At 40.1% G+C, this 15,573-nt stretch carries 10 protein-coding genes; 6 read left to right on the top strand and 4 right to left on the bottom strand.

Annotation, left to right across the window (positions count from 1 at the left end):
• Positions 1–6 precede the first annotated feature (6 nt).
• Positions 7–1,203 carry an FAD-dependent monooxygenase gene (locus tag NYP54_RS05730; RefSeq protein ID WP_283155728.1) on the bottom strand — a complete coding sequence of 399 codons (1,197 nt, stop codon included), beginning with the start codon at positions 1,201–1,203 and terminating at the stop codon, positions 7–9.
• A 166-nt stretch (positions 1,204–1,369) separates the two neighbouring features.
• Between NYP54_RS05730 and NYP54_RS05725 the strand changes: the two genes are divergently transcribed.
• Complete coding sequence (locus NYP54_RS05725; protein WP_283155727.1) at positions 1,370–2,203, top strand: DUF2608 domain-containing protein; 834 nt, start codon at positions 1,370–1,372, stop codon at positions 2,201–2,203.
• Here NYP54_RS05725 and NYP54_RS05720 read toward each other — a convergent pair.
• Entirely contained in the window at positions 2,184–3,029 is an 846-nt protein-coding gene (locus tag NYP54_RS05720; RefSeq protein ID WP_283155726.1) for a YiiX/YebB-like N1pC/P60 family cysteine hydrolase, read from the bottom strand. The genes NYP54_RS05725 and NYP54_RS05720 overlap by 20 nt on opposite strands.
• A 37-nt stretch (positions 3,030–3,066) precedes the next feature.
• On the bottom strand, positions 3,067–4,503 hold the full coding sequence (locus NYP54_RS05715; RefSeq protein ID WP_283155725.1) for an amino acid permease: 1,437 nt from the start codon (positions 4,501–4,503) through the stop codon (positions 3,067–3,069).
• A gap of 635 nt (positions 4,504–5,138) precedes the next feature.
• Here NYP54_RS05715 and NYP54_RS05710 point away from each other — a divergent pair.
• Together NYP54_RS05710 and NYP54_RS05705 are read left to right on the top strand one after the other, a co-directional pair.
• Positions 5,139–10,070, top strand: coding sequence for a G8 domain-containing protein (locus NYP54_RS05710; RefSeq protein ID WP_283155724.1), 4,932 nt, complete (start codon positions 5,139–5,141; stop codon positions 10,068–10,070).
• Between the two features lie 83 nt (positions 10,071–10,153).
• On the top strand, positions 10,154–11,377 hold the full coding sequence (locus tag NYP54_RS05705; protein WP_283155723.1) for an MFS transporter: 1,224 nt from the start codon (positions 10,154–10,156) through the stop codon (positions 11,375–11,377).
• Here NYP54_RS05705 and NYP54_RS05700 read toward each other — a convergent pair.
• Positions 11,358–11,990 (bottom strand): HAD family hydrolase, encoded by a 633-nt coding sequence (locus tag NYP54_RS05700; RefSeq protein ID WP_283155722.1) that lies wholly within the window; start codon positions 11,988–11,990, stop codon positions 11,358–11,360. The genes NYP54_RS05705 and NYP54_RS05700 overlap by 20 nt on opposite strands.
• A 77-nt stretch (positions 11,991–12,067) precedes the next feature.
• On the opposite strand from NYP54_RS05700, the gene NYP54_RS05695 reads away from it, so the two are divergent.
• From NYP54_RS05695 to nhaD, 3 genes are all read left to right on the top strand, one after another.
• Positions 12,068–12,673: a peroxiredoxin gene (locus NYP54_RS05695; protein ID WP_283155721.1), complete on the top strand. Its 606-nt coding sequence runs from the start codon at positions 12,068–12,070 to the stop codon at positions 12,671–12,673.
• A 149-nt stretch (positions 12,674–12,822) separates the two neighbouring features.
• Complete coding sequence (locus tag NYP54_RS05690; protein WP_283155720.1) at positions 12,823–14,103, top strand: LbtU family siderophore porin; 1,281 nt, start codon at positions 12,823–12,825, stop codon at positions 14,101–14,103.
• A gap of 74 nt (positions 14,104–14,177) precedes the next feature.
• Positions 14,178–15,563 carry a sodium:proton antiporter NhaD gene (gene nhaD / locus NYP54_RS05685; RefSeq protein ID WP_283155719.1) on the top strand — a complete coding sequence of 462 codons (1,386 nt, stop codon included), beginning with the start codon at positions 14,178–14,180 and terminating at the stop codon, positions 15,561–15,563.
• The last annotated feature ends 10 nt before the right edge of the window (positions 15,564–15,573 follow it).

The raw sequence follows: 15,573 nt of genomic DNA, 5'->3' as shown, positions 1-15,573 counted from the left end.
CTTAGATTATTTTTGTGCCTCATAGGCATACCATTGTTGGTTTTGCATAATGTTGATCCACCATTGATCCATCTTTTCTTGATTCATTAACTGCCAGTCGGGGGTGTCAGTGACAAGCGCATGACCAAAAATCTTGCCAAGCTCATATAATTTGCGTTCATTATCATATTGTATTTTTGCCCACTGTTCTGTGGCGCGATCTAAATCATGCTGATTTTCTTGTAATTGTTGAAATAGAATAAGTGCGCTCTGCAAAGCTTTGGTTGCGCCACTTGCAGTATGTGGTCGTGAGATAAATGCAGCATCGCCAGATAAGCAAATACGTCCCTTTTTAAGTGCGGGGACTTGTGTGTCAAAGATGTTTTGAATAAAAGGTTTTGGTGTATCAAGTATCACTTTGGCAAAAACTTCAGGCATCATGTTGGCTAATTTCTTTAGCTCTTCAAAGTGCATTGGCTGAAGCTCGCGTGCTGCTAAGCTTGTGACTTCATTGCTGTTATTCGTGTTTAACAGTTTATTTTTATGTGCTTGATTTACCTTTTGATAGAGAACCCAATTCAAATCAACACTGCCATCTTGTTTGGGAATGTAGTAAGTTACAACATGCCCATACTCGTAGCAAAAATAATTAAGTCGATCAAATAGTGATGGCTCGCTAACGTGTTTTTTTGCAATCACGCCACGCCAAGCGATGTAAGGTGCCTCGTTAAGTTTTGATTGAGGGAAAAGTGTTGTGCGACCAAGTGAATTAACTCCGTCACAACAAAAAAGCCAATCTGCCTCTACGGTTTGCCCATTAGTAAGTGCCAATATGACTTTGTTTTGGTCTTGCTCGATATGAGAGACACTTGAATCTTGTCGATAAATACCCTTTGGTAGGCGCTTATATAATTGCGTATAAATTTCTGACCAGTTGTGCGCCATGACATTTACAGGCTGTTGCCAGAAGACATTAGCATTGCGCTTTGCATCGCTAACAATAAACTGTCGATCAATGATTTCAATATATTTGGCATCAGAATCAAACATATCATTTTGCACTAACATATTACGTAGATCTTTTGGAATACATATGCCGACACCGCGATCATCAAGTTGAGCGCCTGAGCGTTCATAAATGGTTACATCAAAACCTAGGCGTGACAATACCAACCCCATGGCGTTGCCAGCGATTGATCCGCCAATAATAGCTATCTTTTGCATAGTTTCTTTTTTCCCTTTCAACTTTCCAATGACATCAGCGGCATATTCTAAACAGAATGAGATAGGATAGCTATCCCATCTATACTTTCTGCATAGCTTGCTACAAAAAAATACACAAACTTACGGTTTGTGCTAATATGCCTGCGGGAAATCTAAGAGGGTTAAAATGATCAAGAAAATAACAGCTATATCATTGGTGCTGTTTAGTGTTGGTGCAGCTCAAGCGATGACAAATCAAGAAGTTAGTGTTAAAAATATCAAAGATATCGAACCATATGCTGCTAAGTTAAGCAAAGATTATGGCAAGTCCTCAGTGTGTATTGTTTATGATATTGATAATACCTTGCTGACGAATAAAGAAAAGTTTGCCAGCGAAGGCTGGGTATATTGGCAGGCATCAAAAAGTAATCCATATGCCAAACACTTGTTAAGTGATCAAAGTGCGAATATTTATGATTTCTTGAATGCGGTGCGCTACTTTATCAATTATCAGCCGGTCGAAAGTGATACCGTGGCAGTGGTCAGTAAATTGCAAAAGGAATATCCTTCGATTGCGTTGACGTCACGCGGGTTTAGTGCAGAGGCAACAACCCTAAGGCAGCTAAGAGTCAATGGACTTGATTTTACCAAGAACCCTATTGGCAGCGATCGATTTGATCCAAGTTTCTTTGCGCAAAATAAGTATAAAAGTGACTACACGATGTATAACCATGGCATTCAATATGCCGCAGGTGGTGATAAAGGGAAATTGCTCCTTGGCCTGATTGAAAAAGAGCGTCAAAAGACAAATAACTCAAACTTATGTCAATCGGTTGTTTATGTCGATGATACCAGAAGTAAAGTGGATATGGTTAAAGATGAATTGAAAGGCAAACTTAATTATTACGCCATTCATTACGCTTATTTACCCGATCCAGAGAATAGCAAAAACTGGGAAATTGCAGATTGGCATAAAATGTCCAATTACTTACAACAAATTGTTAGCCGCTTGAATGCTTAACCTCATTCGAGGGTGAGATCTCTGTCAAGCCCTCCTCATCATTACTCATTACCTCGTTATTCCATAAGAATAACTCATCACTATTACCCTCAATCAGAATCATCGGATATTTTACAATATCGAAAAATGGCGAATAATCAAAATCGCAAGGTACAAATAGTCGAGGGTTACGCACAATCGCTTCAAAATAATTGCCTGAAGATCTTTTCTCAATGGTTGGCAGAATGGGGAATCGTGCTTGAATGAAAGCCTGAGCCAATAATAAAGAGCAAGTCATTTTAGCGTGCCCTTTTGCATTGTGCTGAAAAATGCTTGAGCGCCATTTGCGTGGCAAGATCATCCATGGAAACAAAAAACGTGCTAAATCAAAGACTTGTCGATGGTCATATGGCTTGCCAAGATTGGCTATTGCATAGTTAAAAACAGTGATAACTTGGGCTTTAGAAATCCCTTTGGGTCGGCAGATTCTAACGTGTTCGTGTGTGTATTCATTGAGATTCTTAACAACAACACCTTCACCAAGAATGCTCTCAATAATAATATGCTCAGGTTCAAGATGTGGATTAAATTGCAATAGCGTATGTTGTAGTTGTGGTGTGAGCTCGCTAAGTTTTCCAATGTATAAAGCGGCATGCGTCCAAATACTGCGGGTGATATAGCTGATAACTCGTGCTGTGCGTGAACGTCCTTCAACTAATAATACATCACAAGGCAAAACGGCACGACTTAATGATTGATAATCGGATAATGCTAATTTGCGTGACTTATCAACATCATGTGTAAGAAAGCGAATAAGGTGTTTACTAAGGCTATTGCGAAAGAACATCTGTTATTTTTACCTTGCATAGAATGATTTTGAATAACTAATGTTTAGCAGAGATATCACATTTTTCCAAGGCAATGAGCTTACTGCGTTTAATTAATTTATAGCCGATAAGTAATGCTAAAAATAGAATAAAGCCGATATAAGTCGCTAAGAATTTCTGCCATGTAATGTCGCCTGAGATAATATCGCTAAACTCTTGTCCTAAGATAATCACGGCAATTAACAGCATTGCAAAAATGGGTGCAACTGGGAACCATTTAGCACGATAGGGTAAATCTTGAAGATTCATACCTTGTTTTTGGTAAGCGCGACGAAATCGATAGTGACTTAACGCAATACCAAACCAAGCAACAAAACCTGCTAAAGAGGAAATGTTAACAAGCCAGATAAACACGCTACCATTCTCTAAAAAAGAAGTCAGAAAGAACAAACAGCCGACAAGTGCGGTAATCAAAAGTGCATTAATCGGAATGCCTTGACGGTTAATTTTGCCAAATACCTTAGGTGCTTGTTTGGTGTTAGCTAGATGCCACATAATACGTGTTGCCGAGAACATACTGGCATTGCAAGCAGATAAGATCGCAATCAAGATCACGGCATTCATAATCGTTGCGGCATAGCTCAAGCCTGCGTTTTTAAAAACAATGGTAAAAGGGCTAACGGCAATGTCAGAATTTTTATTAATGAGAATGTCACTGGTGTAAGGAATCAAGAAGCTAATAATACCAATGGCAAGAATATAAAAAATAACCAAACGCCAGAAGGTGCGTTTAATGGCTTGAGGAATAGCTTTTTTGGGGTTATCTGCTTCACCTGCGGCAACGCCAACGAGTTCTGTGCCTTGAAAAGAGAACCCTGCAATCAAAAACACTGCCATAAACCCAAGCATACCATTATGAAAAGGCGCATCCCCAATATGCCAATTCTCAAAACCAACAGGTCCTCCAACACCAGTAACACCGATAATGGTTAATATGCCAACAACAATGAAAATAATCACAAAAGCAATTTTGATAAAAGATAGCCAATACTCTGTTTCACCATAGACTTTAACGGCTAATAGGTTTAAACCAAAAATAAGCACAAAAAACAAAATACTCCAATAGATCGTCGGCACATAAGGAAACCAATATTGCATAATTAAAGCTGCAGCAATAATCTCAGCGGCAATAGTGATCGCCCAGTTAAACCAATAGTTCCAACCCATGGCAAAGCCAAAATCAGCACTGACATAACGGCTGGAGTATTCACAAAATGTGCCTGTGGTAGGTGAGTGTGCTGCCATTTCACCAAGGCTACACATTAGAAAATAAACCATCAGTGAGATAATGATATAGGCGAGCATCGCTCCACCTGGCCCCGCCTCATAAATGGCGCTGCCGCTTGCTAAAAATAAACCTGTGCCAATCGAGCCACCCAAGGCGATCATGATTAAATGGCGAGCTTTTAAGTTTCGTTGTAATTTATGTGACATACTTTTCTCTTTTCTTCAAATGTTCAAAATAATTATTTATTACTGAAGTCACGCACGTTTTGTATTTCAACACCCCGCCTCGCAAGCTCGGCACCCCTCTTGCAAAGAGGGGAATTAAAATCACCGTCGCCCAATTCCCCTCTTTGCAAGAGGGGTGGCAGCCGTAGGCTGACGGGGTGTTTTGACAATAATAAAATGCATAACTCTAATTTATTAGTCTTTATCGCGTTGCAAGATGCGTTCAAATACGCAAGCTATGATATTTTTGCTGAAGAAAAAAGTGTGCTTTTGATCGTGTATTGATGTTTGTTTCATGCTTAAACATTATTAATTCCTTTGTGTGTAATATACCAGTGAATCTACAGATTCCAAACCTGTGTCATAAAAATAAAACCCAAATCTTTACTCATGGTATTTTGCCCCATTATTTAATTATTTAGTTTCGCTATAAGGATAAAACATGTATAGCAACCATACATGCGAAGCAGTTAAATTAATCTTTTTCACAGCTGATGTAAAGCGATCTTTTTATGAAAGTTAAGATATTGGCGCATCAAAAATCATCCATTTGCTATAGGTATTTTTATGACGATCTGCTTAACTCATTGTTAACTCATTTTGCATGGAGAGTAATGATGAAAATAAAAAAATTGCTAGGTTTGGCGCTGACAATGACTATCTTTAACGCTTATGCTGATGATCACTGCAGTGATTTAACTACGGCAGTTGAGTTATCAACGTTTTGTAACAGTGCCTCAGGTATTTGCGCATTAAGCGCGGGGTCAACCTATAAAATAACACAAGATACAGGCTCATTGGCGGCACCTTTGTTGCCAGTGAAAATCCCCGCAACAAGTACGCTTTGTGTGGTGAATAGTGCAACACCTGCGCCAATCAATATCGTAGCACAATCTTTTTGGGTTGATGGTGGTATATTTCAAATAGGCTCACCAACGGACCCAATTAAATCAACCAATAAAGTAACCATTACGATGACAGGCACAGCAAGTGCAGCAGCAGCTCCTATGCCGCTATGCCAAGGTGATCAAGCTCAATGCAGTGAAATCGCTAAGAATACCATAGCAACTCAAAATGCGCGTGATATTACGGTGAGCTCTGGCGGGCAGTTATTATTTTATGGCGCTAAAGGCTTAACTAAGAGAGCAGATGGCAGTTATATACATACGATTAACCATACAAGTGGTACTGTCGATGGGCAAACGCTGAGTTCGACGGCAGGTGGTAGTATAATCAGCGGTGATATTAATCAGTTTCCTTATTTTAACAATGTGATAGGCTCTAATAGTTGGACATATCTAACCTATCCGGCGGGTCCTAGCTTTTATGATGCAGCTATGTGGGTTCAAGCGCCTGTCAGTTTAACCAATTATGGTGCTTTAAAGAATATAAGCACCGGCAGTGGTGCGAGTATTCCAACGCCAACGTTAGCAGATATGCCCTATATTATTGCACTTGCAAAACGTGTCACACCTGGAGATGGTACAGATTGGCAAAGTGGTGATTGGATTAGTATCTCAACAACAAGTTTCGTGTCACATGAAACTGAAATTGTGCAAATTTGTGCGATTTATGATATGCAAAATCCAGATAGCAATGCACAAAGTGAATCTAGATACATGGAATATGGCAATGTTTCTGGAAGTTCAAACTATCCCAATGTCTCAGTCGTTGTGTTGGCTGGGTCGCCTTCGTTTAAATCTCAATGTCCAAGTATTAGCAATGATACGCCCTTGAAGCATTATCACTTTGGTTCATTACCGCCAACGCCGGGTTTTTTTAGTGTAGATACACCATCTTACAAAGGACAATATAATGCCAAAAAAGGGCAGGCCTATAGTATGTATGATGATGCTACGCGTAACTTTGGTATTGATGAGCGCGCAGAGGTTGCATTATTAAGTCGTAATATTAAACTTACTTCAACGGCAGGTGTCACTTCATCATCTCCAATTACCCATTTAGATGACACTTACTTTGGTGGGCATATTGCCGTGATGAATCACTCAATGTCAGATCATCAAGATCATGCACATGGGACAACACAAGCAGCAGATAGTGCGCCAGATGTAACGGTTCAGCTTGTTGGTGTTGAGCTTGAGAAATTTGGTCAGCCTCTAGTGGGACGTTATCCTGTGCATTTCCATCGTTTGAATGCGGATAGCTTAAGCGAGGATAGTCAACTCTTGGTGCAGGATGTTAGTGTTCATCACAGCTTTAATAAATGCTTTGTGACGCATGATACGATGGGAGTGAAATTTTATAATAATAGTTGTGTGCGCACGATTGGGCAGGCTTTTTATCTAGAGGATGGTCACAATATTGCGGATAATCAATATGTGAGAAATCTCGTGCAAGGGGCAATGGCAGCAGCATTGAAATATGACATAACAAGCAAGAATGTTGTTGATGTTAATAATAACCCGATTGGTAAGAACACTTTTTGGGATGGTGATTATCTTGTTGCAACAGGTGAGATTAATTACAACCCTTCAGGCATTCCAGATACTTCCAACTCAGGCGCTAATACGGGCAATTTCGTCGATTCTTTTGCACCAAGCGGCTTTTGGATCACTACTTTTGGTCGACAAAGTGCGACAAATAGCAATCTGCCGAATTTATTTGTTAATAACTCAGTAGCGGGCTGTCAAATCCAAGGGGCTGCCTATTGGTTTGTAAGACAAGATGTTAATTCAATGGGCGAAGTGGGAAGCACCCCAGAGGCGGATCTGTATCCTGTGTTTACAGGCAATCGCGGGCATGCATGTTATGATGGTGTGATGGCGGGCACGAACTTTTTTGTGATGAAGACGACCACCACAATGGGGGCGCCACCTAAGCCTGTCCCTGTTGGCTCAGAAGTTAATCCAAATGCTAATGCACCATTAGTAATTTTTGATAGTTTGACACTGACACAAATCCAACAAAAAGCCTTTTGGTATCGTGGTGTTTTTGTCGCAGTTAACAACAGTCGTTTTAGTATGCTAAAGCAAGGTATGACCTTACTTGGTGGTGGCGGACCTGAAGGTAATCTTTTGGGCTTCTATGGCTTAGTTAATAATTCGGTATTCGCTGGAGTTACTAACAATAATGTAGGGCGCTATATTGATTGTGAGGAGTATTATAAATTATATAGTGATGGCACATCAGAGCTTACGGCAACGGATGCATTGCCTGTAGCCATAGAAAATGAAATTGGGCAATGTGTGCCTGTCAATCCAAATGATATTTCTAAGTCTAAAGCAAGTACGAATATGCAAACAGCAGCGGGAGATATTTATTTAAATTACAACTTCCAAGGATATACTTTTTACGATGGTCCGGCACGTATGGAGAATAATCGCTTTGTGAACTTTCGCGCAGATCCAACCAATTCTGCACTTTATGATAATAGCACAGAGTCGTATAGCACCAGTGAAAGTAGATATCTTGTGACAAAAATCGATGCACACAGGATGATGAATTTTGATAAAACAGGGCAGTTATCGGCGCCGACAGGGGGCAATAATTATAAGCCAGGCGGTAATAGTCATTATGGTTATAATGGTGATGTCGCATTTTCTTGGCTTAAGGGCAATGCGCAATCAGTACCACCAACGCAATATGCCAAAAATAATCTATGGGATAACGTTAACTTCCAGCATCAAGTGTTTACCGAGATTTCTAATCTAAGTAATGGGCTTGATGACGGTGATAAACAAACTGTCGAAATTGACAAGGATGCCAGTTTATCAGGTTATAAGGTATGCTCGAGTAAAATGCCATCTAGTTGTAGTAATGCAGGGCTTAATCATTATCCCATTTCGTTGAATAATTTAGAGTACTTCTCAACAGATTATACCGTCGATGAACCGCACTCAAGAGGGCGTAACAATGCCACAGCCAGCGCACTTATGTCACCGCATCAATATGCCAGTATTAATGTGGCGTATAACGCTGCAGATAGAAAGGTAAATCCAACGACAATTTACCCATTGACGATTACACGTGATATGGCATATCAGGCAAACCCTTCTCAGGCAAGTTACACAGGGCGAGGTGGCAAAAACTATATGTTTGAAGCAATGGTAATGAATAATATGGGTTATACCTTTGATAGTCAGTTAAAACAGCAAATGCAAAGTGATCAGGCAGATAGCCCAAGCAATAAATTGATTTTTAGTTATTCCGATGCGCCTGTGCATAGCACTTTTATTAATAGAGTTGGTATTTGTGTTGGCAAAAACGCAAGCAATATTGAAATTTACAAAGTCCCAAGGCAATGGAATTCTTTGGTAACCTATTTGACTAAGTCACCCTACTGGAGTGGTTATGGGTTAACCGCCACAGGTGATTCATGTCCAAACTCAATTGACAAACCAGATAGCGCTTATCATGCCTGTAAAAAAACGGCAGGAGGATTATCAAGCCCGTGGGGTAAGGTGTTAGCCTATAATAGCGGGCAGGCAGATGGTTATAAGGAATTAAACAAACAATTTGCTAAAGCAATGACTGCAAATTATAACCTGACACCATCAACATCAGCAGATTTAACGGAAGGTTTTTATTATGATTCAAGCTCAGGCATCTTGTACTTCAATATGATCCAATATGCTGCAAGCTCAACATTGGCTAATCCGATCACACCGCCATTTGCAACGTGTGATAAGTCAAACTACAACACAACAAATATTGATGCCTTAGTAGATTATTTAACATTTAGTAACCCCGATGCGATTAAAGATATATTAACCACAGCTTGTTATGCTGAATCAGGTACACCCGTAACCTCTGAATTATTAACATGTCCACCAGAGGGATGTGCGGTATATACTGTTGGTTTTGATGTGGCAAGTGCCAGTGAACCAAGTTGTACCCCATCCGCTTGGGCAACGATTAAAAATGGTAGCTCACCAAGTTTTAATACAACCGATAGTGCAGTGACTTATAGCTCGCCGTATGTGTTATATAATGCAACAAGCAATACACAAGTGACACCGCAAAATAGGAATGTCAAAGCACAGGGCAGTATTAGCACGCTTACACGTTACTATAATATTGATCCGAGTATTACACCTGCGGTGGCGCCAACTGACGTTAATAATTTATTACCATTGGCGTCTGCGGCAAGCAATGGTCAAACCTATGTTTATAATGCAGCGCCTTCAGGCATTAGCATGGTAAGCTATCCAAGCGGTGGCGGCAACGGTGGTCATAGTGGCGATAGTGGTACCGTATGGACATTTAACACGGGTGCTGATGAAGCTGCGGGGCAAAAAGCAACAATTACTGCGGCAGATGGGGAGCATTTCTATAACACCAATGATCATGATAATAAAATTGCAAGTTATACCATTGAGCCAACATTAACAGGTAATAACTTCTCTTTTAAATATGGCGGTGTTGATAAAACAGCAACGGTGACATTGCCTAATGAGTTACAAGGACAGCAAACGTGCTCCTTAACCTTTAATCAAAGTAGTAATGGCAAAGTTACCAAAGGAACTGAAGCAGGCTGTGCTAAAATTACCATTCCAGAAAGTAATATAGCCATCATAGTCAGTCACTAATTTCTTTTCTGATTTGTTCTTATCTTTTCTTTTTCTCTAACTCACGGCATAATCCTTGCGTTTAAAGGGCGAGGGTTATTGTTATGCAATCAAAAAATAAAGTCATTATCGCATCGGCGATTGGGACATTTGTCGAATGGGCAGAGTTTAGCTTTTATGGCTATTTAGCGTTTAAATTTGCGCATTTATTCTTTCCTGAAGATAGTCCTTATGCAATGTTATTCAGTTTGTGTATCTTTGCCGCAAGCTATTTAGCGCGACCTTTTGGCTCAATTATTTTTGGCATCATCGGCGATAAATTCGGGCGCAAAAAAGCCTTGTCTTTAAGTCTTATTTTGATGGGAATGGCGACTTTATCTATTGGGCTTTTACCAAGTTATCAAAGTATTGGTGTTGCCGCACCGTTGATGTTACTTTTCTTGCGGATTATCCAAGGCATTTCAGTGTCAGGTGAGTTTACAGGGGCTGCGATTTTTGTCGCCGAGCATTACCATGGTGGCTTTAAAAATCTTGCGGTGAGTTGGGTGAGCTTTGCTGCCGCCTTGGGTATGATGTTGGGGGCGGCAATGGCATCAATCGTTTCATTGGCGATGATGCCGGAGTGGTTTTGGCGTGTGCCATTTTATTTGGGTTTTGTTGGCTGTTTAATTGGTCTTTATTTTCGGATAAGCACGAGCGAGAGCCCAGAGTTTGAAAGCATTAGAGTAAATAAAGCATTCTTTAATGGCATCAAAGCATTTAAAGGGTATACAAATCAGCTGATACAATGCTTTTTTATCGCGGCATTTGTTGGCGTATATATCTATATTTGTAATTTATGGTGGGTATCTTTTGTCATTCAGCGAGGGTTTTTAACCAGTGAAAACGCGCACTGGGCTGCAACTTTTGGTGTAGCGACTGTGACAGTGTTGACACCAATAGCGGCATTGTTGGCAGATAAATTTGGTACACAAAAAATGTTGAAATCAGGGTTTCTAAGTAGTGTCATCACCGTGCCTGCTTTGTTCTACTTATCAGGGTTCTCAAGTATATATTTGGCGCTGTGCGCGCAAGCGCTATACGCGCTAAGCAATATCTTAGTTACTGGTAGCATGTTTCGCTATTTGGTCGATATTTTTCCAGTTAATATTCGCTATACCGGCATGGGTGTCGCGTGGAGTATATCCGTTGCCATATTTGGCGGTACGGCACCGTTGGTTGCGCAATGCTTAGCGATCGACTTGGCAAATATTGCTTATGTGGTTGCTTATGTATGTGTTATTGCTTTAGTTGCATTTGTTAGTGTTGCTAAGGGTAAAACGTTCTGATATCAGTTACCATCATATTGGCTTTAACCGCATTGATAAGTCCTGGTTTGCCATCCTCAAAGACATGACATTTATCATGATCAACACCCAGTCTGTCAGCAATTAAAGTAAAAGCTTCAGGGGTGTCCTTAGTCGGGTGATCATCATCAGCGGTGATGATAAACTCAAAGTGACTAGCAATATCAAGTGCTTTCAGTGTTTTGACCACATTTCGACGCATGCCGCCAGAGATGACTACCATCGGCAGTTTCTGATAATAACGATTAATCAAATCAAGCACCGGTTGGATAGCAATCACGCGATCCATCTTCTCCTCAGCAAGATTTTCTTTTTCATGCACCATTTTGTGTAGGTCAAAACGCTTCTTATCTTCACTGGTTGTTAACATTTGTAATATTTGTAAAGTAGGGATGCCATTATAATGAGCAAGCTCGTCAGCACTTAAATTGAAACGATAGCGCTGAGCGATGGTATGCCATGCCTCGTTATGAATCACCATTGTATCGGCGATGGTGCCATCACAGTCAAAAATTAAGGCTTGGGTTTTGGGGTGAATATAAATCATAAAATTATTTCCAAAATTTGTTAAATTCTGCTGTGTCATTATTGACATAATTAGCAGGCTTTAGCAAACTTTTGCGCACTAAATTGTTGTCAATTTATGAAATTATAAACCCTAAGGAGATAATCATGACGGTATTAGTAGGACGCAAAGCGCCTGAGTTCACAGCACCAGCAGTGCTAGCAAATGGTGAAATTGTAGATGCGTTAAGCTTTGAAAAAGCACGCGATGGCAAGTACGCGGCGGTTGTTTTTTACCCGCTTGATTTTACGTTTGTTTGTCCATCTGAGCTAATTGCACTTGATAAGCGTGTTGATGAGCTTAAAAAGCTAGGTGTTGAAGTATTCGCAGTATCGATTGATTCACATTTCACACACAATGCATGGCGCAATACCCCAGTGAATGATGGTGGTATTGGTGCGGTTAAATACACGATGATTGCCGATATGAATCATAGTATTGTTAAAGCCTATGGTGTTGAGCACCCTGAAGCAGGGGTTGCTTTCCGTGGTACATTCTTAATTGACAAAGACGGTGTGGTTAGACATCAAGTCGTTAATGATCTGCCATTAGGTCGTAATATGGACGAGCTAGTGCGTATGGTTCAAGCATTACAATTCTTTGAAGAGCACGGTGAAGTATGTCCTGCTGGCTGGAAAGAAGGTGACAAGGGTATGAAAGCATCACCGCAAGGTGTTGCTGCTTATTTAGCAGAAAATGCTGAATCTTTGTAATTTTTTATAAAAAAATCTATGATTTGCTTGAAAATTTAAAATAAAGTGATACCTTTGTCGGTGTGTAGTCTTTCGATGGCAAAGAAGCCAACAAAAAAGGAATCATTTTTTAATAAAAATGTAAGTTTTAAAACAGTTGAGGAGAAACTATGAAACTTAAGATGATCGTAGCAGCGGTTGCTGCAACTGCAAGCGCTTCAGCTTTCGCAGCGGGTTCAATGAATGATCAAGTACAAAACGGCGGCGGTATTGTCAATGTGCGTACAGATGCAAGCTATTCACAACAAGTGCTAAACAACCAGCAAGTAACTGGCTCTGTTTTAGATATCCTTAATGCGCGTAAGTCTGGCGATCTAGCGCCTAATGCTATCTATATTGGTGGTAAAGGTGAGATTTACGCACAGTATAAGAATACCTCTGGCTCACCAACGACTAATCCTCGTAATAATAGCTCTAGCGAAGTTAAAATGCCTTATGCTGATCTAGCATTTACATCAACAATTGGTGATTGGGTTACTGGTTTTGCTGATGTGCAAGTTACAAATGCTGCTTCTAGTAATGTAACATTACCAAACGCATACTTTATTGTTGGTAATTTAGCTAAGTCACCTTTCTATGCGTTTGGTGGTAAGAAAGTTGTTGAATTTGGTAAGTTTGATTCAGTCACTAACTTTATGCCAACATTAACGCGTGCTTATTTTATGGCTTATGGTGGTCAAGTGGGTGCTGGTTTCTCATCTAACGGTTTAGACGTTGTCGCTACGTTGATGAATGGTAGGGGTGAATCAATGATGAACTCTCAAGCTTCAAGTGCTCAGCAGTTGAATAACTTTGCGTTAAATGCCTCTTATAATGGCAAAGCAGGTAACTTAGGTTACTATGCCGGTGCTGGTTATGTGAATGCCACTGGTTTCTCAGAAGACGCTTTGGGCGCTAATAACAAAATGGTTGGTGCCTTAGACTTTAACGCAGGTGTTACTGTTCAAGGACTTGCTGTTAATGGTGAGTTCTTAGTAACAACTTCTGGTGTTAGCAGTAATAACGTAACCTCGGTAGGTTTTGCAGGCGCCACTACGGGTGGGGCTAATAGTCGAATGTATGATTCAACAGGTTATACTGCGTTTGGATTTAATGCGTTACCTCTTGATATGTTGGTTAACTTTGATTCAGGCTCTACTGTTAAAGCATGGAGCTTAGACTCTTCTTACACTATGCCAGTAGCAGGCAAAGATATGGTACCTTATGTATCATACAGCCAAGTAGCGCAAAATTCTGATAACAACTTATATCAGTTTGAAGTTGGTACGCGTTATAACGTGGTTGATACTGTTTGGATTGGTGGTTCTTATAACTACATGTCTGGCAAATCAGCAGGTACTAGCGTGGGTAAATTCAATACAGTAATGTTGGATGCTACAGTTTACTTCTAATCTGATTGATTAGTTAGTTTAAACACTTTAAAGGTCGCAATTGCGGCCTTTTTTGTTTTAAGGGTGGGGGAGAGATGATTAGAAGTTTATATTTATTCATATTAATGCTGCCATGCGCTTTATATGCAAATGAAGTATCAACAACAGTGATGCAGGCGATATTAAGCCCATATGCACTTATTGCATTAGCTGTTTTTATTATTGCTTATATCTTGGTGATGCTTGAAGATGTTATTCATCTGGCGAAATCAAAACCAGTGATTCTAGCGGCAGGCATTATTTGGGTGCTCACAGCAATCATTGGTAAGATCAATGGAAAAAGCGCGATCGTTGAGCAAAGTTTAAATAAAGGCTTATTGGAATATGGTGAGCTGTTATTGTTTTTACTGGTAGCAATGACCTATATTCATGTGCTTGAAGAGCGTAATGTCTTTGAAAAACTAAAAGAACTCCTTCTTAAAATGGGATTGCGCTTTAGAGGTATCTTTTGGTTAACTGGACTTCTGGCATTTTTTATCTCACCGTTTGCTGATAATTTAACAACCGCCTTAATCCTAAGTGCTGTGGTGCTTTCAGTGGGCAAAGGTCAGACGAAGTTTATTTGTTTAGCCTGTATTAATATCGTCGTTGCTGCTAATGCCGGTGGTGTCTTTAGTCCATTTGGTGATATCACCACCTTGATGGTGTGGCAAGATGGGGTTGTACCATTCACGCATTTCTTTGCCTTATTTATTCCGGCATTGGTGAGTTTCCTTATTCCGGCAACTATTATGAGTTTTTTCCTGCCCAAAGGTGATGAGCATAGCTATGATTTGGTAGAGGTTAGGCTCAAATCCGGCGCGATTATTGTCATTGTAATGTTTGTTTTAACGGTTATTACTGCTGTATTTTTTCAGAATCTGTTAGATCTGCCGCCAGCATTAGGCATGATGACAGGTTTAGGTTATTTGATGTTTTTAGGTTTCTTTTTAAAGAAAAAAGCCCGTGAGCATTTTGATGTATTTCAAAAAATTCAAATGATTGAATGGGATACCTTATTATTTTTCTTTGGTATCTTACTTGCTGTGCAAGGTTTAGCAACATTGGGTTATCTGGAAGTGCTATCTAACTTCTTATATCACGATGTGCCAAGTGCGATGCCGCAAGTTTTTGATCATATCACACAAGCGAATATTTTAATCGGACTACTCTCAGCCATTGTTGATAATATCCCTGTGATGTTTGGGGTGCTAACGATGCATCCGCCATTAACCGAAGGGCAATGGTTATTGGTGACCTTAACCACAGGCATTGGTGGCAGTTTGCTATCGATTGGTTCTGCAGCTGGTGTTGCGGTGATGGGTAAAGCGCATGGTCAGTATACTTTTTTAGGGCATTTGAAGTGGAGCTTAGTGATTTTATTGGGATACTTTGCTAGTATTGCAACGCATCTTTTGCTAAACCACGCTTTTTTTAGCTAACCACCATAAA

Origin of the sequence: Cysteiniphilum sp. QT6929 (assembly GCF_030035755.1) — a bacterium.
Classification (GTDB): domain Bacteria; phylum Pseudomonadota; class Gammaproteobacteria; order Francisellales; family Francisellaceae; genus Caedibacter; species Caedibacter litoralis.
Note: the sequence above shows the minus strand (reverse complement) of the source record. Positions and strands in the feature narration are given on the sequence as shown.